Source organism: Labilibacter marinus (genome assembly GCF_001659685.2).
Taxonomy (GTDB): domain Bacteria; phylum Bacteroidota; class Bacteroidia; order Bacteroidales; family Marinilabiliaceae; genus Saccharicrinis; species Saccharicrinis marinus.
In genome coordinates, this window is the sequence record NZ_LXYE02000039.1 from 15,998 (window position 1) to 41,262 (window position 25,265).

Annotated in this window: 20 protein-coding genes and 2 tRNA genes; 13 read left to right on the forward strand and 9 right to left on the reverse strand. The window is 34.7% G+C overall.

The window, feature by feature from the left end; all coding sequences use genetic code 11:
- The first annotated feature begins 112 nt into the window (after positions 1-112).
- Complete coding sequence (locus A8L32_RS16465) at positions 113-1,342, forward strand: hypothetical protein (protein WP_075590988.1); 1,230 nt, start codon at positions 113-115, stop codon at positions 1,340-1,342.
- 58 nt (positions 1,343-1,400) lie between these two features.
- Here the strand turns inward: A8L32_RS16465 and A8L32_RS16470 are convergent, their stop codons facing one another.
- Positions 1,401-2,600, reverse strand: coding sequence for a T9SS type A sorting domain-containing protein (locus A8L32_RS16470; RefSeq protein ID WP_075590989.1), 1,200 nt, complete (start codon positions 2,598-2,600; stop codon positions 1,401-1,403).
- A 209-nt stretch (positions 2,601-2,809) separates the two neighbouring features.
- Positions 2,810-2,882 (reverse strand) — tRNA-Gln (locus A8L32_RS16475).
- A gap of 422 nt (positions 2,883-3,304) precedes the next feature.
- Here A8L32_RS16475 and A8L32_RS16480 point away from each other — a divergent pair.
- The 6 genes from A8L32_RS16480 (at position 3,305) to A8L32_RS16505 (ending at position 14,435) form a co-directional block, all read left to right on the forward strand.
- Positions 3,305-6,160 carry a glycosyltransferase family 117 protein gene (locus A8L32_RS16480; RefSeq protein WP_075590990.1) on the forward strand — a complete coding sequence of 952 codons (2,856 nt, stop codon included), beginning with the start codon at positions 3,305-3,307 and terminating at the stop codon, positions 6,158-6,160.
- A 177-nt stretch (positions 6,161-6,337) separates the two neighbouring features.
- A complete protein-coding gene (locus A8L32_RS16485) occupies positions 6,338-9,703 on the forward strand; it encodes a glycosyltransferase family 117 protein (protein WP_075590991.1) in 3,366 nt (1,121 codons plus the stop codon).
- The gene (locus A8L32_RS16490; protein WP_075590992.1) at positions 9,703-10,311 is read left to right on the forward strand and encodes a polysaccharide deacetylase family protein; all 609 of its coding nucleotides are present in this window, start codon (positions 9,703-9,705) and stop codon (positions 10,309-10,311) included. The genes A8L32_RS16485 and A8L32_RS16490 overlap by 1 nt, the downstream gene beginning before the upstream one ends.
- 82 nt (positions 10,312-10,393) lie before the next feature.
- A complete protein-coding gene (gene purD, locus A8L32_RS16495; protein ID WP_075590993.1) occupies positions 10,394-11,662 on the forward strand; it encodes a phosphoribosylamine--glycine ligase in 1,269 nt (422 codons plus the stop codon).
- A gap of 149 nt (positions 11,663-11,811) precedes the next feature.
- Complete coding sequence (locus A8L32_RS16500; protein ID WP_075590994.1) at positions 11,812-12,789, forward strand: DUF6427 family protein; 978 nt, start codon at positions 11,812-11,814, stop codon at positions 12,787-12,789.
- Positions 12,789-14,435, forward strand: coding sequence for a carbamoyltransferase C-terminal domain-containing protein (locus A8L32_RS16505; RefSeq protein ID WP_075590995.1), 1,647 nt, complete (start codon positions 12,789-12,791; stop codon positions 14,433-14,435). The genes A8L32_RS16500 and A8L32_RS16505 overlap by 1 nt, the downstream gene beginning before the upstream one ends.
- Before the next feature lie 48 nt (positions 14,436-14,483).
- Here the strand turns inward: A8L32_RS16505 and A8L32_RS16510 are convergent, their stop codons facing one another.
- The 6 genes from A8L32_RS16510 to A8L32_RS16535 form a co-directional block, all read right to left on the reverse strand.
- Positions 14,484-14,990 (reverse strand): hypothetical protein, encoded by a 507-nt coding sequence (locus A8L32_RS16510; protein ID WP_143525146.1) that lies wholly within the window; start codon positions 14,988-14,990, stop codon positions 14,484-14,486.
- 82 nt (positions 14,991-15,072) lie between these two features.
- The gene (locus tag A8L32_RS16515) at positions 15,073-15,582 is read right to left on the reverse strand and encodes an outer membrane beta-barrel protein (protein ID WP_075590997.1); all 510 of its coding nucleotides are present in this window, start codon (positions 15,580-15,582) and stop codon (positions 15,073-15,075) included.
- Positions 15,583-15,804: 222 nt separating this feature from the next.
- Positions 15,805-16,287, reverse strand: a complete 483-nt coding sequence (locus A8L32_RS16520) for an outer membrane beta-barrel protein (protein WP_075591060.1) — start codon at positions 16,285-16,287, stop codon at positions 15,805-15,807.
- Between the two features lie 164 nt (positions 16,288-16,451).
- Positions 16,452-17,051 (reverse strand): outer membrane beta-barrel protein, encoded by a 600-nt coding sequence (locus tag A8L32_RS16525; protein WP_075590998.1) that lies wholly within the window; start codon positions 17,049-17,051, stop codon positions 16,452-16,454.
- 193 nt (positions 17,052-17,244) lie between these two features.
- Complete coding sequence (gene tyrS, locus A8L32_RS16530) at positions 17,245-18,540, reverse strand: tyrosine--tRNA ligase (RefSeq protein ID WP_075590999.1); 1,296 nt, start codon at positions 18,538-18,540, stop codon at positions 17,245-17,247.
- 102 nt (positions 18,541-18,642) lie between these two features.
- A complete protein-coding gene (locus tag A8L32_RS16535; RefSeq protein WP_075591000.1) occupies positions 18,643-19,167 on the reverse strand; it encodes a CvpA family protein in 525 nt (174 codons plus the stop codon).
- Between the two features lie 112 nt (positions 19,168-19,279).
- On the opposite strand from A8L32_RS16535, the gene A8L32_RS16540 reads away from it, so the two are divergent.
- Both A8L32_RS16540 and A8L32_RS16545 read left to right on the forward strand, forming a co-directional pair.
- Positions 19,280-20,797 (forward strand): GH3 auxin-responsive promoter family protein, encoded by a 1,518-nt coding sequence (locus A8L32_RS16540; RefSeq protein WP_075591061.1) that lies wholly within the window; start codon positions 19,280-19,282, stop codon positions 20,795-20,797.
- Between the two features lie 79 nt (positions 20,798-20,876).
- Entirely contained in the window at positions 20,877-21,491 is a 615-nt protein-coding gene (locus A8L32_RS16545; protein ID WP_075591001.1) for a deoxynucleoside kinase, read from the forward strand.
- A 1-nt stretch (position 21,492) separates the two neighbouring features.
- Here the strand turns inward: A8L32_RS16545 and A8L32_RS16550 are convergent, their stop codons facing one another.
- Entirely contained in the window at positions 21,493-22,152 is a 660-nt protein-coding gene (locus A8L32_RS16550; RefSeq protein ID WP_075591002.1) for an outer membrane beta-barrel protein, read from the reverse strand.
- A gap of 141 nt (positions 22,153-22,293) precedes the next feature.
- Here A8L32_RS16550 and A8L32_RS16555 point away from each other — a divergent pair.
- The 4 genes from A8L32_RS16555 (at position 22,294) to A8L32_RS16570 (ending at position 24,734) form a co-directional block, all read left to right on the forward strand.
- A tRNA-Leu gene (locus A8L32_RS16555) sits at positions 22,294-22,375 on the forward strand.
- 132 nt (positions 22,376-22,507) lie between these two features.
- The gene (locus tag A8L32_RS16560) at positions 22,508-23,335 is read left to right on the forward strand and encodes a hypothetical protein (protein WP_075591003.1); all 828 of its coding nucleotides are present in this window, start codon (positions 22,508-22,510) and stop codon (positions 23,333-23,335) included.
- A gap of 100 nt (positions 23,336-23,435) precedes the next feature.
- Positions 23,436-23,723, forward strand: coding sequence for a helix-turn-helix transcriptional regulator (locus tag A8L32_RS16565; protein ID WP_075591004.1), 288 nt, complete (start codon positions 23,436-23,438; stop codon positions 23,721-23,723).
- A 24-nt stretch (positions 23,724-23,747) separates the two neighbouring features.
- Complete coding sequence (locus A8L32_RS16570) at positions 23,748-24,734, forward strand: replication initiation protein (protein WP_075591005.1); 987 nt, start codon at positions 23,748-23,750, stop codon at positions 24,732-24,734.
- Positions 24,735-25,265 lie beyond the last annotated feature (531 nt).

The following is a 25,265-nucleotide window of genomic DNA, read 5'->3' on the forward strand; positions in this document are numbered from 1 at the left end:
GCTTAACTCGTAACTTATTCATCTTTAACCATTTTCTTGAAATAGTAAGACTTGGCATTTATTTTGTTAAAAATACTATTCACATTTTACTGAAATATTAAAACCTAACAAAATGACAAACCTAAAGATTTGCATTTCAATCTTATTTATTGCATTTACCCTAAACTCCAATGCTAAAAAGAAACAAGACAGCACATGGATTCATTATTTGAATGAGGTTAAGCTGAATTTTGATCCTTCCTGCGAATTGCTTAAAAAGGCTGACGTTGAGCGTAATCAATATTTCTTTATTAATGAAGATCATGGATACAATGCCAATCATCAAATAGCATTACAACTTTTAAAAGAGCTAAAAGAAAAATCAGATTTCTCATACATTATGCTCGAAGGTGATTTGATGGCTGCTCACAATTTAAACTATTTTCTATCTACAGGGGATACTGTTTTTCTTAAGAAATACATAGATACTGGTAAGGGTCTATTCGCTTGGACTAAAGAAAATTACAATTATTACAAAGCTATATATCACCTTAATAAAAATTACAAAAACAAATTACGTTTTATAGGTGTTGATGTAGCATTCTCAGTACAATCAAACATAGATACTATTGCCGCTATTCGCCGCAAATATGACCTAACATGTGATTTTCCTATTGGAGATAAAAAACAGAATAAAGTAAATGATGAGCAAGCTTCATATGCGCAGCATATTCTTAAAACAAACACCAGTAAGTTTTCTATAGAAGATGCATTTATACATGAGTATTGCACTCAAAACCTTATTAACTATTATTCCTGTTTGCAATCCTCTAATTGGGATCAAACCAGAGATAGTTTGATATTTGAGAATTATAAAAAACTGACATGTCATTATACGCTATCCAGTGAAAAGATGATGGGTTTATTTGGGAGAAATCATGGGTACCAAGCCAAAGAAAGTGACGTTGATTGGCTTGCTTCCAGAATAAAAAACGAAAGCCAAAAGCAGGTATATTCTATTGCATTATTTTATATTTATGGCGAAAGAATGATACCTGACCATTTTATTCCTGGCGTGCTTAAGTTATTCCGTTCTAAAAATAAACTGTACTATAACCTTAAAATAACCCACGATTATAACAACTATAAAAAAGGTATTGAGCAGTTTTATGCAGTCACTAATGAGCACTCTATTCACTCATTTAATTTAAACAAAACCAACTCACCATATAAAGAAGCAAACCACTTGGTTAAACCCAACACTAAAACAAGCTCAGTAATAACCACAGATTGTTTTCAAACCGCAATAGTTTTCAGAGACCCTAAACCAGCAACGCCTCTAGGAGAGAATAAGAAAGACTAAAAAACAAAAGCCATTCAGATGAATTCTGAATGGCTTTTGTTTTTTTAGTAATTTTAATCTACTGTATCACAATTTTTTTTGAAGTTTTAAGATTATCCGATTCTAGTACCATCACATAGGCACCTGCAGTTATATCACTCATTGAAAAAATTGTACCATCAATAATATCACTCTTAACGAGTTTACCTTCTAGGTCGTATAATTTACAATAACAGCCAATCGTGCCTTCCTGATCTTTAATTATAAGCCTTTTGTTAAGATGATCAAAATAAGCTAAATCGTCCATCTTAACTTCATTTACGGCAATATCGCTATTCGCTAAACCATCCCAACCAGCAATTCTGGTTAAAATCCACCACATGGCATAGGCCTTACGGTTCGAAGTAATATGTTGGGTTGTATGAGATCCTCGACTTATCATACCATTTGGTTCACGCTTATTTTCATAAAAACCATCTCCAATACTTTTAGAATCCTCATAATCTTGGTAAAACTTTTCTGTTCCTCCATAATTAGTCGAGTTCCCATCATCTCCAGCATCATCCCAGTAAGCGGAGGTCATATCATGTGAATCAATCGCGTAATAATCCAAACAAAAATATTCATTCTCAATGCAGTAGTTATTAATCAAATCTGCTTGATTTTTCGGTTTTCCGTCACCAATATTATCATCTCTATTGGCATGTCCCGTCATAAAAATAAAATGAACAGGAACTACTCTTGTTTTTCCTTCGCCTGTACCAATTTTACTTCCTCCTTCCCCATATTCATCAATTAAACTTTGCATTCCTGGTAGGTAATTGCCAGTTGCGTTATGGCCTTTAATATCACACCAAGACCACATAACTACATTAATCTCTGCATTTTCAGGAGCGTCCAAATAATTTCTAGTTGTTTGAATGAAAGCGGTTTCTTCCCTGCTTAAATCAGCAGCATCAACTCCTTGAGGCGCATAGTCAGCCAATGCATAATCATGAAATTCTAATTTTCCTGCTTGGGGATTATCATTGGTGATAGCAAATAGTTCATCATCTCCAGGTTTGTAATCTGGTAATCCAAACATTCCCCTACTCACGTGTGTTCCATGCGAAGTATGCTGGTAGGCAATTTTTAACTCATTCCTGGCTTTATCAATAAATTCTTTCGGAATTATCCGAAGTACCTCTTCATTTGCTACAACATGATCTGCAATAAAATTTTGAGCATCAATATTAGACATTAAAACACACCACACTATTAAAGCAATTAACCTCTTCATCTCTGTTTTTTATACAATTAGTTCCCTGAATTTGTGCTGCAAATTATGACAGTTTTGATACAAAGTCAAGTTAAAATGAGGCTGGAGTAAATATTCGAATATTATTTATACGAGATCTATGCAATGGTAAATTAATAGGAGATGGATAGTTGAAAATTTATTATAAACGAAAAAAGCTTGAAATCGTATGATTTCAAGCTTTTTTGTTGTTGTCCCATTAGGTTTCGAACCTAAACTCTTCTGTACCAAAAACAGACGTGTTGCCAATTACACCATGGGACAATCCCTATTGGCTTTTGTTTTAAAAGCGATGCAAATATACGGCATTTTTTAATACGCGCAAATATTTTTTAAATATTTTTCGAAAAAAAATTGAATGCGCAATGTGAGAGGTTATTTTAGATATCTGTATTTTATTGAAAGCCTTGTTCTTATTGGCTTGGCAGACTGAAATGGAATATTTTTATTTTTTTTTGAAGTCTCCTTGATATGAAGTGAAAGAGCAAAATATATGGACATTTTAAAACTTTGTCTGACGGGATATATGTGAAAACAATCATTTTCTTGAGATTAATCAGTTAAAATGGTTGTAATATTTAAAAAGTCAGGAACATTGCATTCATTTCATCTAAATATATTATACTTGCTTGCAAAGACATTTTACATATATGCATCAGTCATCTTCTCTTTTAAAGTCACCTAATATGATAGGTGGATCTTTTGTTTTTATTCTTAGCTTTTTGGTATATAATTTAACCTTATCACCAACAGTTAGCTTTTGGGATTGCGGTGAATTTATTGCTTGTGCCAATAAGTTAGAGGTGGGGCATGCACCAGGAGCTCCATTTTATTTAATGATGTCAAGAGCATTGTCTTTTTCTGCAGTACCGCAGAATGTAGCTTATTGCATCAATCTCTTTTCAGCCTTTGCCTCGGCATTAACGGTTTGTTTGTTGTATGGGAGTCTGATCATCATATTTCAAAAAATAAATAAGGATAGCAAGAATATCATTAACCATATAGCGGCGATTATTGCTTCTTTAAGTTTTGCTTTTACAGATTCGTTCTGGTTTTCTGCGGTTGAAGCCGAAGTGTATGCACTCTCTTTATTTTTTACGGCATTTACAGTTTGGGCTGTTTTAAAATGGGAGTTAGAGTATTCTAGTACTTCCTCCCATAGATATTTGTTGTTGATTGCCTTTTGTTTGGGCGTGTCGGTTGGTGTTCATCTATTAAACCTGCTGTGTATCCCTGTGGTTACCTATTGGGTTTATATCCATATAAAAAGGGAGCAGAAGCATAGACAATGGATTGGTTTAGCCTTAGGTTTTATTGTTCTGGTACTAGTTCAATTCCTTGTTATTCAAAATGGCTTATGGTTAGCTAAATATGTAGAATTACTATTTGTAAACACCTTTAATTGGCCTGTTCATTCGGGCTTGGTGTTTTACGTTTTTACTTTAATTACTCTTTTAGTTGCGGGTATTTATTTGACGCATAAAAGGGCGCAGTTATTGAACTTTGCTTTAGTAGCTACTTTGTTGTTTACTATAGGTGTTTCTTCTTATGCAATGGTGATAATACGTGCTAATGCTCAACCAGGAATCAACTTAAATAATCCATCGCAAGTATTTTCATTAGAATCGTTTTTAAACAGAGACCAGTATGGGCAACGGCCTTTATTAAGAGGTGCATGGTTTGGGGCTGAACGTATCAGTTATGAGCCCAAATCTAGTTATCGCCTAAATGAAGATAATCAATATGAGAGCTATGATAAAGGTGGTGAGGTGGTATACAAAGATGAGGATGTCGCATGGCTCCAACGTATGTATAGTTCTCAAGAACATCATATCAATGGTTATCGATATTGGTCTCAGCTGGAAGCTGGGGAGAAACCGAGTTTTGGACATCAGCTTGATTACCTTTTTAAATACCAATTGGGACATATGTATTTCAGATATTTTATGTGGAATTTTTCTGGGCGACAAAACCATTACCAAGGTCATGGCGATTTTTTAGGTGGAAACTTTACCACAGGCTTCTCATTTTTAGATAAGTATTCATTGGGCAGTAGAAACTATAAGCATGCCAAAGAACTGATCAGTAGAGGTAGTAATAAATACTTTATGTTACCACTTATTTTTGGTCTTCTAGGAATTCTATTTTTAGTCCGTATGAAACAATGGGACCTATTGGTTTTATTAGGTTCTTTATTTGTGATTACAGGAATTGCAATTGCATTTTATTTAAACCAACCACCCATGGAACCACGTGAGCGAGATTATGTTTTTGTGGGCAGTTTTTATGCATTCTGTATGTTTATTGGGCTTGCTATTTGGGCAGTGCTTAACAAGGTAATGCAATCTTCAAGTTCTCGATTGACAACACTCTTGGTGGCTTTAATACTAGCATTAGGCTTGCCAGGTATTTTGTTTGCAAACAATTTTAACGACCATAACCGTAGTGATCGAACTTTAGCGTCGGATCTAGCGAAATCTTATTTAAATAGCTGTGAACTTAATTCCATTTTGTTTACTTATGGAGATAACGACACGTATCCGTTATGGTATATTCAGGAGGTAGAAGAGTTTAGGCAAGATATACGAGTAATAAATTTAGGACTTCTATCTGCTGATTGGTATGTGCAGCAGCAAACGTTGGCTCAAGAGGGGAGTAAACCTTTAAAGTATACAATTCCGCTTAAGCGATACATAAAAGGTGATTTAGATTATGCAGCCGTTGTGGAAAAAGATATAGCATTGACAAGTATGAGCGGTGTGCTTAGTTTTGTAGGAGATAATAGCGAAGAGACTCAGTTGCAAACCCGAGGAGGGAGTAACGTAGATTTTATTCCTCAAAAATCTTTAGTACTAAATGGTGATTCTACGATACGCATCCATATCAATAAATCCTATTTGATGAAAGGTGAAATAGCATTTTTGGATTTAGTTAGTTCTAATCATGAGAATCGCCCTATTTATTTTGCCAATGGAACACCAAAATCAGCTATGCTAGGATTTGAACAGTATCTGCAAACCCAAGGAATGGTTTCTAAGTTAATAGGTAGTAAACCTTTGTTGGATGAAGGGCAACTGTATGAACTTTTAATGCATAAAATAAATATTGCTATTCCGCAAAATAGTTGGTGGGATGAAAGTGGAGATAATGCTTGGAAGCTTACTCGATTGCATACAGCTAGTTTGCAATTAGCCAATTTATTTATTGAAGTAGGTGAGTTAGCCAAAGCCAAAGCCTTGCTGAACAAATACTATGCATTAGAAATGATGTTAATTAATACATCTTATAAACAATCTTTAATATGGATTGAAACTTTGTATAAGTGTGGGTTAAATGAAAAGGCCTTAAGGTGTTTAGATAGAGTGAGTGAAATTTCTATTCAAAACTTGAATTTTTATTTAGATTCGGAAAGTAACTTGGGGAATAACATGTCAGCTTATGCTAATGAAGAGCAGGCTTTTTTAACCCAGTTAAATAAATTAGCCATAGAAATAGAAGCTAATGATATGGCTAATTATATCCAATCGCTTATTAATTATTAAGCGTTTTACGGTTTATTTTTTTATGATTAATGCGTTAAAATCAAGTTAAACCCGAAACATTATTCAACAATAAAAATGGGTTTGATAAAAATTACTTATTTTTGGCATCGGAGTTCAAAAAGCTGAACCTAAAACATTAAAATATTAATCTGATATTCAGAAGCTAAGAGACTAAATATGAAGAATCATAAACTGCTCAATAATTTGCTAGGATGGTTATCTTTTACCATTGCAGCTGTAGTTTACACCTTGACACTTGAACCAACGGCCAGTTTTTGGGATTGTGGAGAATTTATTTCAACCTCATATAAATTATTGGTTGGGCACCCTCCAGGGGCACCTGTATTTATGATTCTAGGTCGATTCTTTACTTTATTTGCACCAGATTCAGGTTCAGTAGCTTTTATGATTAACCTGATGAGTGGTCTTTCCAGTGCTTTTACTATCTTATTCTTATTCTGGACCATCACTCACTTAGGACGTCGAATTTTCATGAATGAAAAGGATGAGGCTTGGAGATCGTGGGCTGTATTAGGAGCTGGTTTTGTAGGAGCTTTGGCTTATACTTTTTCAGATACATTCTGGTTTTCAGCTGTTGAGGGTGAGGTTTACGCTATGTCTTCGTTATTTACAGCCGTAGTTTTTTGGGCCATTTTAAAATGGGAAGATGTTGCTGATGATAAATATGCCAACCGTTGGTTAATCCTGATTGCCTATTTAATGGGACTATCTATCGGGGTTCACTTACTGAACTTACTAGCCATTCCTGCTATTGTTTTGGTGTATTACTTCAAAAAATTTGAAGTCAACAAAGAAGGGTTGGCTAAGGCGCTAGGAATATCAGCCGTGTTATTAGTAGGTATCCTTTATGGAATTATTCCTTACACTGTGAAAATTGCCAGCTGGTTCGAATTAGCATTTGTTAATGGTTTTGGAGCGCCGTTTAATACGGGTATTGCCGTTTATTTCATCTTATTAATGGGTGGATTAATATTCGGAATTTGGTACACCCAGAAAAATCAAAAGGTTATTTTAAATACCATTTTATTAGGAGTAACTGTTATTTTAATTGGCTATTCTTCTTTCGCAATGATTGTAATTCGATCTTATGCCAATCCAACCATGGATCAAAACTCACCAGAGGATGTATTTTCAATGATGAGTTATTTGAATCGTGAGCAGTATGGCGATCGCCCTTTATTTTCCGGTCAGTATTACAACTCGCCATTGGATAGAAAGAAGTCCAATGATAAAGAAGGGGCTCCGATAAGAATTAAAACAGATACAGAATACAAAACGGTTGATCACAAACCGAACTATGTGTTTGATAGTAACACCACTACTGTATTTCCTAGGATGTACAGTAGAGAAGGGCGTCATATATCTCAATATAAATATTGGGCAGGAGGTGAACCTAAAGGTTCTACCGTTCAAATTCCCGATCCTGAAACAGGAGAAACCAAAAGTTTAACCTTGCCTAGTTTCGGACAGAACATAAGTTACTTCTGGAATTATCAGGTGATACATATGTATTTTAGGTATTTCATGTGGAACTTTGCTGGACGTCAGAATGACATTCAAGGAAATGGTGAAGTACACAAAGGAAACTGGATTTCAGGAATCTCTTTCTTGGATAATTCCCGATTAGGAGATCAATCGAAATTACCAGATATCTACAAAAATAATCCCGCTCGTAATAAATACTATTTATTGCCGTTAATTTTGGGCCTTGTAGGAATGTTCTTTCAATATAGCGCAGGTAAAAAAGGAAAACAAGGATTTTGGATTGTGATGTTGTTATTCTTTTTAACAGGTTTGGCTATTGTTCTGTATCTAAATCAAACACCGTTACAACCTCGTGAGCGAGATTATGCCTATGCAGGTTCGTTCTATGCTTTTGCCATCTGGATTGGTTTAGGGGTGCTTGGATTGGTTGAAGGGTTGCGTAGGTTCTTGCCAGGAGGAGCATCTTCTATAATTGCCACAGTTGTAGCCTTAGTATTGGTGCCAGGAATCTTACTTTCAGAAAACTGGGATGATCATAACCGTGCAGGAAGAAATGTAGCACGCGATTTAGCCTTTAATTATTTAGATACTTGCGACGAAAATGCCATTATTTTTACCAATGGTGATAATGATACTTTCCCGCTTTGGTATGCTCAAGAGGTAGAAGGTTATCGACCAGATGTAAGAGTTTGTAACCTAAGTTATTTACAAACCGATTGGTATATCGATCAAATGGGACGTAAAGCTTATGATTCTGATCCATTACCATTCTCATTAACGCATGACCAGTATGTTACAGGTACCAGAGATGTAGTGCATTTACTACCTCGTTTTAAAGACCGTGTGGATTTAAAAGAAGCGATTAAGTTTTTAGCGAGTGATAATCCTAAAACAAAAGAAATACCAGGTTACCCAGGACGAATTGAGCATTTACCAGCTAAATCATTTAGCATTCCTGCAGATAGTTTAAGGATTATTCAAAAAGGGATAGTAAGTGAAGAGGATGCACATTTAATTGTTCCAGAAATAGAGTTAGACCTAAATAAGGAGTATATCTTAAAAAATGAATTAATGATTTTAGATATGCTTTCGAATAACGATTGGAAGCGACCTATTTACTTTGCGGTAACAGTAGGACAAGATAATTATGCCAGCTTGGAGGATTATTTCCAATTGGAAGGATTTGCTTATAAGGTAGTGCCTATTAAAACAAGATCTAACGAAGGTCAGTTTGGTAGAGTGGCTGCGGATAAAATGTACGATAAGTTCAAGAACAAATTCCGTTGGGGAGGATTCGATGATCCGAATGTATACTTAGACGAGAATCATCAGCGTATGGCTATGAATATCCGTAATAATATGTCGCGTTTAGCTAATTCATTATTAGATGAAGGAAAAGAAGAGAAAGCTGTGAATATATTGGATATGGCTTTGACTAAGTTGCCTGTGGATAGAGTTCCGCATAACTACTTCTCTATCTTTTTAGCGGAAGGATATTATAAAGCTGGACAGGAAGAAAAGGCCGATAATATCATGACGACTTTTGGTAAGCAGACTTATCAGGATATTGATTTCTTTACTTCGTTACCTCCTACAAAACAAAATAATGTAGGTGATGATTTTCAACGTAGCTTAGCTATTTATACGGAGTTAGCTAATATGTCTGTTAGAATGGATCGCGAGAAAGTAAGAGAGCAGTTAAGTGCATATCTTGCAAAAGTTCCTGCAGGAGTATTGCCAGATAACATGCTATCTATTTTTGCGGCTGAAGGTTTTTATATGGAAGGTAAAGTGTTAGAAGGTGATCAACTGCTTGAAAGTATTGCACGCCGAAGTTCTGAGATTATTCGTTATTACCAAGGTTTATCAGCTCAAGAAAAACAAAGGTTAGAGTATAATTACCGTCAAAGTATCATGTTCCAGAGCGAGGTTAACCAGTTAATGATAAAGTATAATCGTACAGATATGTTAAAGAAGTTAACGGGGCAAGAGGTGAGTAAAGAAAAGAGCTTGATGAAAGGTTTCGGGACTAACTAATGGTTCGTCCTCCGTTTGTAGGAAGGCTTATGCTGCCAGGTGCTACTTGGCGGCTTAATCATCAAAGTAAAGATGTATATGTTACTTTCGATGATGGCCCCATTCCTGAAATAACACCTTGGGTATTGGATGAAGCAGATAAGTGGAATGCCAAGCTTACTTTTTTTTGTGTTGGTGAAAACGTTCATAAACACCCCGCTATTTTTAAGGAAGTAATAAACCGAGGGCACGCAGTAGGCAATCATACCTATAACCATTTAAAAGCATGGAATACGGAGCGAAGCAGTTACTTCGAAAATATTGATTTAGCGGATCAAGTAATCCACTCAAAAATATTCAGGCCACCATATGGGCAGCTTTATCCGTGGGATATAAAACCATTACGCAGTAGGTTTGATAAGGTGGTGATGTGGGATATTTTAAGTAAGGATTATGATACAAAGCTAAGTGGAGAGCAGGTTTACAAAAACATAGAAAATCATATTAGACCAGGTTCTATCATTGTGTTTCACGATTCGCTTAAAGCAGAGCAGAGAATGAAATATGCTTTTCCAAAAACATTGGAGCTAATAGCCCAAAAAGGATATATAACAAGAGTAATAAAATAAAGATAAAAGAATGCTAAAAAGGGTTGATTATAAGTATTAACAGTATTAATTTGAGACTACTTTTTAACAAACAAAACTAACGATGAAAGTACTTTTACTAGGTTCAGGAGGTAGAGAACATGCATTGGCATGGAAGTTAAAGCAAAGCCCAAAGCTTACAGAATTATTAATAGCCCCAGGTAATGCTGGTACTGCGGATATGGGAACAAATATTGATATTGATCCAAACGATTTTGAAGCAGTAAAAAAGGTGTCTGTCGATAATCAAATAGACATGTTGATAGTTGGGCCTGAAGAACCATTGGTTAGAGGAATTAAGAACTTCTTTTTAAACGATCCGCAGTTAGCAAGCATACCAGTAATTGGACCTGGTAGAAGAGGAGCTCAATTAGAGGGAAGTAAAGAGTTCTCGAAAGACTTTATGTTCCGTTACGGAATACCAACTGCAAAATATAAAGCCGTTACCTTAGACAATCTGGAAGAAGGTTTATCATTTTTAGATGAAATGAAAGCGCCATATGTGCTAAAAGCAGATGGTTTAGCTGCTGGTAAAGGGGTGTTAATCATCGATAGCTTAGATCAAGCTAAAGCTGATTTAGAAACCATGTTAAAAGGTAAATTCGGTGAGGCCAGTAAAAAAGTGGTTATCGAAGAATTTTTAGATGGTATTGAGTGTTCTGTTTTTGTTTTAACAGATGGTTCGGCTTATGTGGTGCTGCCTGAAGCTAAAGATTACAAGCGAATTGGCGAAGGAGATACAGGTTTAAATACAGGTGGAATGGGAGCTATTAGCCCAGTTCCTTTTGCCGATGAGGACTTCATGAAAAAAGTTCATCGAAGAATTATCCAGCCAACTGTAACTGGTTTGCAATCGGATGAAATCCCTTACAAAGGATTTATCTTTATTGGATTAATTAAAATTGGTAACGATCCTTATGTAATTGAGTACAATGTACGTATGGGTGATCCAGAGACAGAGGTAGTAATGCCTCGTATTAAAAGTGATTTATTAGAGCTTTTTGAAGCTACTGCGGCAAAAAATCTAAAAAATTGCACCATTGAAATTGATGACCAAACAGTTACTACAGTAATGATGGTGTCGGGCGGTTACCCAGAGGCCTATGAAAAAGGCAAAGAGATGACTGGTTTCGATCAAGTTTCTGACGGTATTGCTTTTCATGCAGGAACAAAATTGCAAGATGGGAAAGTAGTTACCAATGGAGGTAGAGTAATTGCCATGAGTGGTATGGGTGCCAATATGAAAGAAGCTTTAGCTAAATCATATAAAAATGCAGAAGTCGTTAATTACGAGGGTAAATACTATCGTAAAGACATTGGTTTCGATTTATAAGTTAGTACTCGCTCGAAAAAATTAAGCACATAAAAAAGTGGTATTTTGCTTGTATTAATTAAGAAAATTAAAAATAGAGTTGGATGTAATCTCAGCTTTAACTCAAGACTAGTAACTAACAGCTAATAGCCAAAAGCTAAACGGCAAATATGATTATAAAACTGATACATAATAACAAGATAGGAGCATATGCCTTTATGCTCCTTCTTATTATTTTATTTTGGATAAAGCCATTGTTGGCGGGTGTTATCGTTGATGTTGCCTCATTTAAAAATGCCATGCCATTGTGGAACTTATTTAAGTTTACCGCTCATTCGGCATGGTTAGGTTTTGTTTTCTCGCTGGTGCTGGCGATTATAATTACCCTTTTTGTTACTCGATTTAACTCGCGTTATGCATTACTAAGCAAGCAAACTGCCTTATTGGGTTTTGTTTTTATTTTATTGGTTGCGGGAGTGTCTAAAGTACAGCAGTTTAATCCTAGCTGGATTGCCTGTTTGTTCTTAATCATTGGTTTAGAATTCTTGTTTCAAGGACATAATTATCGCAAAGCCATGCGGGAGTGTTTCTTGGCCTCGTTCTGGCTATCAGTGGGTAGTTTGGTGAGTTATAAAGTAGCGCTTTTATTTCCGTTGGTATTTATTTTAATGATTACTCTTAGGCTAATAAATATTAAAACATTTTTAGCAGCATTAATCGGTCTTGTATTGCCTTGGCTATTTTTATTGGGCTATGCACTTACTTGGGGTAGTATAGCCGAATACAATAGTTATTTACAATTTTCGTGGGATAAAATATATGAAGTTTTTCCTCACACAGCTGTGTCTTTGGGTTATTTAATTACGCTTGCATTTATTTTTATACTAGCTCTTTTTTCGGTTATTGGAGCTTATGGCACAAAAAAAATATATACCCGAAAACAATACCAGGTATTTATTTTTAGTGCATTATATATCATTGGTGTAGAATTAATCAGTGGATTAAACTTTTCTTTAATGCCAATGTTAGCTGTGCCCTTATCTATATTGATAGCGCACCTCATCGATAATATTCGATCTTCATTCTGGCAAAATACCTTGCTTATAGGTTTAGCTGTGGTAACTATTGTAGGGCAATTTTTAATGTAATGGATGCTTCAAAACCTACATTAGCTATTTATGCCATTCAGGACAGAGTAGATTCTGAAACCCCATATTTTGTGCATGATCATGCCATAACTTTAATGAATCAAGGTAAGGTTATCAAGCACCTTACTTTAGAACGATTAAGCAGGGTAAAGCACGATAATAAATTACATCAGTCTTTATACCAATTACTAAAGGATGAAAAGCTTTTGGTAGATGACTATGATATTGTATTTGTGGATAATGTGGTAGGAAGAAGCTTTATTTCCAGTTGTGGAAAAATCCGCTTTGAAGCGCCTTTAAATGAAAATTTATTGCCCAATGCTGAGCTGGGGAGATGTTGGTGGCTCGATCATCAGCGAAGTGCTTATGCCCTTAATCATGAGTTGGCCCATGTAGCCAGTTGTTTGCCTTTTTATGGATCGTATAAAGAGAATAGCTTATTGATTCATTTTGATGGAGGAGGTAGTCTTTCTAATTTTTCGGCTTGGCATTACAGCAATGGTAAATTAGAAAATATCACCTATCATTGGAAACTAAAATATTTGTCTTCCTTTTTTAATGCCAACGCCTTGGTATTTGCCATTATTGGTGCTAAATACGAACATCAAAATTCGGTTCCTGGTAAGATGATGGGTTTGGCTTCTTATGGCAATTATTCCGCCGAAATGGAATCGTGGCTAAAGGAGAATAACTTTTTTAGTGATTGTTGGGGTAAAAAAGGAACGTTCTATAAAAAAGCCAAAGAAAAATTCGACTGGAAAGCAAATCAGTTGATTACTGGTGATCCTTTTCTTCAGGATATAGTGGCTACTTTACAGCATATATTTATTCGTGACTTTTTACTGGAGTTAGAAAGTTTACAGAAGAAAATAAAGGCCGATTATCTATATTATGCAGGTGGTTCTGCATTAAATATTGTGGCTAATAACGCCATTTTAAAAACACAGTTATTTAAAGATGTTTTTATTCCGCCTTGTACCGAGGATAGTGGTTTGTCTTTAGGAGCGGCTGCCTTTATTGAGTGGCAAAAACATGGAAAGTTAGATGTTCATTCTGCTTATTTAAATAATTGGCAATTAAACAACGAAACGGTCATTGACCCTCAGGAGATTAGTGAAGTAGCTAAATTAATAAGTCAGGATAAAGTGATTGGTATTTGCAATGGTTTTGGCGAAATTGGTCCGAGAGCTTTAGGTAATAGAAGTATTGTTGCTAAGGCAGACAGTAAAGAACTTGCCAATAAGGTCAGTGTTTTTCATAAAGGTAGAGAATGGTACCGACCAGTAGCACCTTTGATGTTGGAGGAGAATGCTAAATATTATACTGGAAAATCGGAAATACATCATCTGAGCGATCATATGCTACTTGACTTTGCTATTCAATCGGATAAAAAAGGCGAGATTGAAGGGGTAGTGCACATTGGAGGTTCGGCAAGAATACAAACGATGCGTAACGAAAAGCAAAACCCATTTATGTTTGCGCTATTGCAGGAGTTAGATAATAACTTTGGTATTAAAGCCATCATAAACACTTCGTTTAATAAAAGGGGAGAACCCATTGTTCACAAGCCAGAAGGAGCCATTAGCTCAGCTATAAACATGAAGTTAGATGCTGTGGTTATCAATGGCAAGTTAAAATTGCTATAACTGTAGCTGTTTTCTGTTGGTGACCCTCAGCAATCAGTGCTTCGCTCATTACCGCACAAACACTTTCCAACCATCTTTCATTTTATACTTTACTTTTTTATCCGGAAATATTTTATTCAACGAAATATTGGTGGCCAATCCAATAGCGGTAGAGTAGAGTATTTCCTCAGTACTACTTAGTTGATCGGCATAGTTACGCATGGCGTAGTATGCACCTAAGGTGGCACCAACGGTTAAAGTAGTTTTTAGCAATAGCGATCCAGCCGATATTTTCCGAAATCCTTTAATATCTTCTATGCGAATTTCTTTTACCTGTGTAGGAGCAGCAAACAAGCGTGCTTTGCCAATCAATACAGTACTATCATTTACTTCTATTATGTTGTTAGTATATAGCTCCATTTGTTTTAGGTAGCCTTGGTACTCCACAACAATCATCGATCCTTTGATAAAAGGTATCGATTTTCCTTCTACTTGGTTATAGAATATAATACCTGTTTTCTGAGAGAATAATTGAACTCCAATAAAAAGTAATCCTATAATAATGATTAGGCGCATTTTCTTTTTGCTGTAAAAATAATAGAATAATAAGCATAAAAAAACCGGCATTGAGCCGGTTTAAAATATATTACATTTCGTATTAAAAAATAAAGCCCATCGTAAGTGCCACCTGATCATAACCAGCGTCATACTTAATCTCTCCAAAATACTTTTTATAAGTAGCTCCAAGGCCTAAATTGATTCCTGCCAACCCTTCCGTAGTACTATTATTCCCATAAGTAGTTCCATTCGTAGGGTCATAGGAATAAGAATAATTTTGAGCTGTCATTTTTTGTTCATTATAGTTAATACCTGCTAAGCCATATAGACTATATTTTTCTTTTACCAGGTAATTGTAGTGTATATCGCCGTTTATTTGCCACGAGGTGTATCTATTATTACTTGTATAGCTAGGAATAATGTAGGTATAACCAGTAGATAATGTAATTCTCTCATTAAAGGAGTAATTCGCTCTTACGTTTAAACCGCCACCAATATTTTGATTAGCCGAAATTTGGTTTCCTAAAGTTAAACCACCACCTAGTTTAAACTGAGCAAACATAGTACTAGTAGCTGTTAATACAACAGCGATCAATAATAATCGTTTCATAATTTATTTTGTTAAGATTAATTAAAAATATGCATTCGATAATCAAATATAATGCCATGATTAATGGCGGATTACAGAAGCACTTATGAAACAAAAGTAGATAATCATAAGTTACAATAGAGTTGCAGTTAGGTTAAAGGTGTGTTAAATAAGATACTTAACTCTATGGCATAAAAAACCAGCACTAGGCTGGTTTTAATATTGTAAAATTTAGTGTATGTTTTATTTTCCTCCGAAAAGAACACCTACTGTAATTCCTAATTGATCAAATGCAGTATCGTACTTAAGCTCCCCAAAAAACTTCGAGCCAAAGTTTATACCAGCACCAATGTTTAAACCAACTTCGCTATCGTCGAAATCCTCAACTTTTGCATACGTATAATTCAAACCTCCCAAACCATATAAACTATATGTTTCCTCACTTAGAAAATTATAATGAGCGTCTGTGTTTAGTTGCCATAAAGTATATTTTAAATCGCCAGGAGCGCTTGGGAAGAAGAAAGTAAAACCAGGTGCAATCGACCACTTTTCGTTAAAAGAATAATCGCCTCTTAAGTTTAGACCAAATCCTAATTTTCCACTTAGGTCATCATCAATTGATACTTCTGTACCAAGTGTTAAACCACCACCATATTTCCATCCTTGAGCGTTCGATGTTGTGACTACAGCAGCAATAAGTGCTACTACAAATAATAATTTTTTCATTGTTTTGTTTTTAAGGTTAAATAATGCGTTTAAATATTTGATAGGCGAATGTAAGAAAACTATAATTAGAAGCATATCTGTTATAAAACCATTCATCTAAGTAATCATGCCTTTTAAAAGAAATAATTGACTATTAATGTAGCTAATTAGAGTGTTTGCGTAATCTATAGGTAGACCGAAATACCGCCTGTAACACCAAATCCATCAGTTATAAGTTTAACCTCACTTCCTTCGGAATAATAGTTTAATTGTAGCTCATCATAAGTTGTGGTTGAATTAAAGTAAGCAATTCCAAAATCGAGAGAAACATGGTTTCCTAAGAATACGGCTACCCCGCCCCCTAAATCATATCCAAATGCTTTGGCTTTTTGTTTTTCACCATCATAATTCTGAATTACTTGACCATATCCAAAATCTCCCCTTAAAAAAGGGCGTACATTAGAGTTGCCAAAATAATAAATGGCATAAGGCCCTATTAAATAGTTTGTACTTATATCCTTGTCTTCTTTACTTCGAGCGTAGTCAATTGATAAACCCAACGCAAAATTATCAACTACAAAGTACCCTATAGAAGGCTTAAGTTTTAATTCTGAAGTTTTAGTAGCATTGTCTGTGTCTTCACCATCAAATTCTACTTTTTGATTTACTGAAAGAAAACTAAAATCAGATGAACCAGCTAAGTGAATGCTGCCTTCATTTAATTGGGAAAAAGAAAAAGTGCTCACTGTAAATAAAACGGCTAAAGCCGAGAAGAAAGTCTTCATGTGTAAGTAGTTAAAAGAGTTCACATGAATACACCAATTTTGCTTCTAGTAAATAGTTAGGGTGTAGTTCATGGTTTGATTAATAATTATTGATTAGCAAAATCGACGCAATATATGATAAAATACAGAAAACAAAAAAGCCATTGCTAATCAAATAACAATGGCTTTTAATATATAATATCTGAATATTGTACTACTCCGCAATTACTACAAAAAAGTTCTTTTTACCTTTTTGAAATAACAAATATTTGTCGTTAAGCAAGTAGTCGGCATTAATAACCGTTTCTGCGGAGGTCACTTTTTCTTTATTTAAGCTAACTCCGCCACCTTTAACCGTTTTACGAGCTTCTCCTTTAGAGGGGAAAATTTGCGTTTGCACCGCCATTAATTCTAATACATCAATGCCTGTTTCTATGTCCGACTTAGATATATTAAAAGTTGGAACACCTTCAAAAACGGAAAGAAAAGTATCTTCATCAATACCTTTTAGGGCTTCCATGGTCGACTTTCCAAATAGTATCTGGCTAGCTTCAACAGATGCATCGTAAGCTTCTCTTCCATGAATCATTACAGTTACCTCTTCGGCCAACCTTTTTTGAAGGGCACGAGCATGAGGAGCCTCTGCATGTTCTTTCGCTAAATTAGCTACTTCTTCTTGCGAAAGCAGCGTAAATATTTTAATATATTTCTCTGCATCAGCATCCGAAGTGTTTAGCCAGAATTGGAAGAACTTGTACGGACTTGTTCTTTTAGGATCTAACCAAATATTACCCGATTCTGTTTTTCCAAACTTACCACCATCGGCTTTGGTAATTAATGGGCAAGTCATAGCAAAAGCTTTGCCTCCTTCGCTCATTTTTTTAATTAGCTCGGTTCCTGTTGTGATATTTCCCCACTGGTCTGAGCCTCCCATTTGTAACTTACAATCGAACTCCTTATATAAATGTAAAAAGTCGGTTCCTTGCACCAATTGGTAGGTGAATTCAGTAAAAGAAAGCCCTGCATTTCCATCACCACTGATTCTCTTTTTTACAGAATCCTTGGCCATCATGTAGTTTACAGTGATGTGCTTGCCGATATCACGAATAAAACCAAGGAAAGAAAAATCCTTCATCCAATCGTAATTGTTCACCATTAAAGCTTGGTTTTTTTCGTCACTTTCAAAATCTAAAAAGCGGCTTAATTGTGCTTTTAAACAATCTTGGTTATGACGCAGTGTTGCTTCATCAAGTAGGTTACGCTCATCTGATTTTCCAGAAGGGTCACCAATCATTCCTGTTGCTCCTCCTACCAATACTATTGGTCGGTGACCAGATACTTGAAGGTGTTTAAGCATCATTACAGACACTAAGTGCCCAATATGAAGAGAGTCGGCAGTAGGGTCGATGCCCACGTATGCAGTGGTCATTTCTTTTTGCAATTGCTCTTCGGTTCCAGGCATCATATCGTGAATCATGCCACGCCATTTCAGTTCCTCAACAAAATTCATGGTAATATAATTGAATGTTTTTTTATGCTGTTTATTTTATGGATGCGCAAAGATAATAAAGTTAGAAGAGTATGGGATGCTTGGCAAAAACTTTATCTTGAATTAAATAGTTGCTTTGGTGGCATCTTCCACTTTATCCATAATATTTTCTTTATCAAAATTTAAATATGGGAAAACCTTTGGTGCGAACTCAGCTAATGGTTCATAAATGATGGAACTTTCGCGAGTTTCTTGTGGTAAAACGTCAAAAGTTTTATCAAATGAAGTAAATACCGATAACAGAATGCTTAAAATAAATCCGTATTTAATAAAGGAAAAGGCAGCACCTAGTATTCGGTTTACAAGCCCAAGGGCAACCGCTTTAACTAATTTATCCACCATCTTAGCAATTAGGTGAACGCCAACTACAATGCCTATAAAGGTGACTAAAAAAGAAATTATACCTATGTAGTCGCTATTAAAATGCTGAGTAAGCCAGCTTTCGGTAAAATTGGAAAATTTAATGGCTCCAAGTACACCCAAAACCAAGGCCGCTAAGGAGGCCAATTCAACTATTAATCCGTTTTTAAAACCTTTTACAATAGCGATAACCAGAATGATACCAATTACAATGTCGAAATAGTTCATTTCCCTTTTTAGTTTAATTTTTGCTAAAAATAGCAAAAAGCCTTATTTTATTACTTTTCAGATGACCTTATTTATAAGGGAAGTATTATATTTAAAGCATAAAATAAACCCTATGCCAATTCTAAATTCTATTATATCCCTGGTTAATATTCGACGATTGTCACAAATTGACCATTTTAAATCAAACCCCGAGGAGGTTCAGTATGAGCAACTTTTTGATTTGATTAAAAAGGCAAAAGATACTGAAATAGGGAAATACTATGATTTTGGGTCAATAAAAAGAGTCAAAGATTTTCAAGAGCGTGTGCCTGTTCAAAAATATGAGCAGATGGATACCGTGATTGATAAAATAAGGCATGGTGATAGAAATGTTTTATGGCCAGGCGAAATTAAATGGTTTGCGAAGTCTTCAGGAACCACCTCATCTAAAAGTAAGTTTATTCCTGTATCTAAAGAAGCTTTGGAAGATTGCCATTTTAGAGGAGGAAAGGATGTGTTGGCTATATACAATAATCTTTATCCTGATACCGAAATGTTTTCGGGAAAAGGTTTAACCTTGGGAGGTAGTCAGGAATTAAATCAATATAACAGAGATTCTTTTTACGGCGACTTATCTGCTATTCTTATTGGTAACTTACCTTTTTGGGTTAATTTTATTCGCACACCCGACCAATCTATTGCGTTAATGGATAAATGGGAGGAGAAACTAATTAAAATGACCGAGGCTACCATGGCCGAAAATGTAACTTCACTAACAGGAGTGCCATCCTGGTTTATGGTATTAATAAAACATATGCTTCAGTTTTCGGGTAAAGATAATATTCTGGAGATTTGGCCTAACCTGGAACTTTTCATTCATGGAGGAATCAACTTTGGGCCTTATCGTGAGCAGTATAAAAAAATAATTCCTTCGGATAATATGCGATATATGGAAACCTATAATGCTTCGGAAGGTTTCTTTGCGATTCAGGACGACCCGAATGATTCAGCTATGTTATTGATGTTGGATTATGGAATTTTTTATGAATTCATTCCTATGGAGGAGTGGGGTAAGGATTATCCTAAAGCATTAACCATTGATGAGGTGGAGCTGAATACCAATTATGCCATTGTAATTTCTACTAACGGTGGTTTATGGCGTTATGTGGTGGGAGATACAGTACAATTTACTTCAACGCGTCCACATAAAATTTTAATTACAGGTAGAACCAAGCATTTTATCAACGCCTTTGGTGAAGAGTTAATTGTAGATAATTCTAATAAAGCCATTGATCATGCTTGTAAACAAACCGGCGCTATCATTAAAGAATACACAGCAGCTCCTATGTATATGAGTACCGAGGAAAAGGGAAAACATCAGTGGATGATTGAGTTTGAAAAAGAGCCTAACGATTTGGCCAAGTTTTCTATTGAGCTCGATAATAAACTACAGGCTGTTAACTCAGATTATGAGGCAAAGAGATATAAGAACATTACCCTTGAGTCTCCGAAGATTGATGTAGCTCGAAAAAACCTATTCTTTGACTGGTTGAAGAAGCACAATAAACTGGGTGGACAAAATAAAGTACCGCGCCTCTCTAATAATCGAGATTTGATGGAGGAATTAGTAGCCATCAATCAAAAATTATAGGAGCATGACAAATTTGGTGCTTTAAGGTTTGTATTTTTTATACTTTTGAGCGAATTAACAATCAACTAAAACACACAACATGCATATCGCAATAGCTGGAAATATAGGGTCAGGAAAGACTACGCTTACTACATTGTTATCAAAACATTATGGTTGGGATTCTCATTACGAGGAGGTAGATGATAATCCATATCTGGCTGATTTTTATGAGGACATGCAGCGTTGGGCATTCAACTTGCAAATATTCTTTTTAAATAGCCGTTTCTCTCAAGTCAATGAGATTCATAAAATGGGTAAAACGGTTATTCAGGATAGAACTATTTACGAGGATGCGTATATTTTTGCACCCAATTTATATGATATGGGTTTGATGAGTAAGCGCGATTTCGATAATTACACTTCTCTTTTTGAATTAATGAGCAGTCTGGTTAAAGCACCTGATTTATTAATTTATTTACGTGCTTCTGTGCCTAAGTTGGTGGAGCAAATTCAGAGTAGAGGAAGGGATTACGAAAGCAGTATACGCTTAGATTATTTGAAACGACTAAATGAGCGTTACGAAGCTTGGGTTGAACAGTATTCGCAAGGCAAGTTATTAATCATTAATGTAGATGAATATAACTTTATCAAAAATAAATCTGATTTAAGCTCTATCATTGATAAGGTAGATACGCATGTAAACGGATTATTCTAGACTACTTCTTACCAAAAAATAATTTAGCTGTAAGTTCCCAATGGTTTTGTTTACCATGGGGATTTATAGTTACATCATCCTCAGGAAAATATTCAGGTTCGATATTTGGAATAATAGAATATCGAATACCAATTGTAGCGTATTGTTTTCTGCTTATTTGGAGTAAAGTGCCTATTTCGGGACCAAAACCTGCATGAAAAGTATTGCTAACATAGTTTACAGGGTCAATTCCATTGTCTGGCGTAAAGTTGACTAAATTACGTAGGTAATAAAAGCCAAAAGTCACCCCAATATATGGACGGACAGCATCTCCATTAAAATAAAATGCACCTTGAGCAGTTAAACTTGCCATCTGATAATTGACCTTTATATCTCCCTTAGGACTTTGATTCCAAGTATCTTTATCTTTAGGAAAGTAGGTATATGCTAACTCAGAACCTAACGATATTTGTGGGTTTGCAAAATATACCGTGCTCAGGTTTATACCTCCACCCATATTAGCCACATCGTTAAAACCAAAGTCATCGTTGCTTAATGTATTGGTTGGAGCTTTTATACTTATCCCTCCGCCATAGTAAAAACCATCTTGTGCAAAACTAAGCGTAGGTACAATGAATAGGCAAGCAGCCAAGTATAGTGCGTTTCTATAAAGTGATTTCATAGTGATTCTTTTTATCGTTGCTAATATAATTGATTTCACTTTAGTGAGATAAGCTATTTGCTGAAATATTTCGAGGAAAAATTTGCAAACCGTGTGCTTTTACATATATTTGCAACCGCAAAAATGTTAGCAATAACATTTGCCCAGATGGCGGAATTGGTAGACGCGCTGGTCTCAAACACCAGTGGGGCAACCCGTGCCGGTTCGATCCCGGCTCTGGGTACTTCGCAACCCCTTAACTAATTAATAGTTAAGGGGTTTTGTTTTTTACAGGGGCTAATAGGGGGCAAATATTTCCTGTTCTTCTTCTCTTTTACTTCCTTTGACGACTTTGTACAATATTAATTAATCTTTTATGAATACAGAAGAAAAGTCGTCAAACTATGTAAAGTTAGCTGCCTTAATGGTCAAAATTATTAAAAAATACTGTAATGACAGAAAGTTAAGTTTATACTACTCTAAACCGAGTTATTTTCGGTTACTTGAAGTTACTTATAACGCAAAACTACAATATTGGTCCTATTTCGCTCTTCTTTCTCTTTGCATCATTAGCTTCTTTATTTTATTAGGCGTTCTTTTTGTTCTGATCAATAAGTTTTGGATCTATTTTATAATTACAATTTTAATTACTGTTATATCTTATAATATTCTGATAAAGCATCTCTTTTTGTTCGATTTAAAGAATTGGTTCAGAATATTAAGTGTTTTTAGAGCCAGTGAAAATGAAAGTTCTCTTGGATTAAGATATACTCTCTATGAGATTATTTCTGAATTTAAAAAGGAAGATCCATATGTTAGAATCAGAGAAAGATGCACGTCTAAAATTTTCATTGAATTATGTGATCGGAATTTTGAAAGAAACTCTAAAGAAACTAAGATTGAAAATTTAGTATCACTTTACTACCTCCTTGATAAGAAACTAGCGTTAAAAACTACTAGTTATGAATTATTAGATATCGTCGGGACACTTCTAAACATTGCTCCCAACAGTCTAAGGTCTACGCACCTTCAGAAGTTGAATAATGTTATTAAGTTTTCCGAAAACGACTCTATCAATAGTCAGAAAATCTCAGATGAAGTAAAACGGAATATTAAGAAGACTGTGAAACTATTAAGAAGTCTAGCAGATGATCTTGAAAAAAAATCAAATAAACATTATATCATAGAAGAAAATATTGAATAATTTACCAATATCCTAATAGGATATTAACGAAAGAGAATTTTTTTAGCTATTTAATTTGCAGTCATACAATATTTTACAAAAATCGACTAAAATTAATAGCATGGAACAGATGATTTTATTGAATTCAACCGAATTTTATCAAAAACAAAAAGATTTAATTAAATCAATTCTTGACGAGTCTCTCCAATCGTTAAATACATTAAAGCAAGAGGAAGTATTAAGTATGTCTGATGTATGCGCCTTGTTACAGAAGAGCCGCCAGACGGTAATATCCTGGTCTGATCGCGGCATATTAAAGCGTAGGTATATAGGTGATTCCTCGGTTTTTTACTTACGAAGTGAAATCATGGCTGCAATGTCCACTAAAAAAAATAATGAAGAAAAGTAATCATTTTTTAATTGGAAATAAATTATGGATACTTATACTATTATTTATCAACCCAATCGGTTGACAGAAGCTGCATATAAATATACTCTTCTTCAGGAAAGAACGTTAAATGCAATTGTATTTCACTTACAAGATTATATTGTGCCCCAAATTTCAAAAAAAGTAGGATTTAGGCAACTGGATTTGTTTAAGAAAAATAATGAAGGTGTTATTCGTTTAAAAATTGCGTTAAATCATATTGGTAAACCAAATCAATATGATAGGATAAGAGAGTCTATTGTAAAGCTTGCTGGAGTTGTTGTTGATATTAAAGAGACTACTTCAAGTGGTATAGAAATGATAAGATATTCAGGTCTATTAAGAGCAAATATTCCATGCAATACTAAAAGAAATTCATACGTAATAATAGAAATAGAAAAAAAAATAGCAACTAAACTAATTGAGCTTGAAAGAAACATCAGAAATGAAGCCATCAACTTCACTCGTTATGAATATGAAATATGTCAACAATTAAAAGGAAAATATGCACCTAAAATATTTAAACTTATCTCTAGTTATCAAGGAAAGGGTGAATTTGTTATAAGCCTAGATCGTTTCAGAAGGATATTGGGTATTGAAAACAAGTATCTTAGGTATATTGATTTGCAAACTAAAGTACTTTTACCTGTTCAGAAAGAGCTAAAGCTTAAAGCTAAATTGTGGTATGATTGTGAACAAAAAGGGTTTGTGAAAAAGAAATTTGGAGAGGTATCTGCCTTATACTTTTTTCTTTATTCACAAAAGCTCTATGAAAGAAGAGATCTTCAAAAAGATAATATTATTAGAATGCTAGAATTACATTTTAGTTTTGGGGATACAGACATAGAAGAATATAAAACATTGCTGATGAATCCAAATAATCATCGTACTTTGAAGAATTTGATATTGCGAGCGGATAGTGCAAATAAAAAGATTATAATAAGAGATAAAAAAGCCTACTTGAAGGAATGCATAAACAATGAATTTTATTAAGTAGTTCACTTTTTATCATATATCATCCTTAATGTTCACTTTTCCTCACGGAATAGTTCACTTTCTTTCATATCTTATTCATTTTCTTTCACAAATAAGTTCACTTTTTGTCACGAAATATACGTGTAAGGAACTGAATACTATAATCTTATTGAGGATACAATCTACAATTGATAAAAACAATTTATTCAATATTTAATTAATCTTCAAAAATTGAATAATAGAGACCAAATTCATATAGACATAAGGGAAAAAAGGTAGATGTTAGAGGATAGTTTAGTAAAATTAGTATAAAGAAGAAGAATATGAAAATTGTATGTTCACTTTTTTTCACTACAAAGGTTGGTGAATTTGTAGAAGTTCACTTTTTCTCACTATACTAAATGTTTACCAATTAATAGTGAAAATCAAAATCCGAATTCAGGTCCACATATTTCCAAAGTAGAAGTATGAGATATAAATATTCAACAATATTTAAGTTGTAGATGAAATTGTTTAGTGATCGGAGCAAGTTATAGAAATGTCTATCCA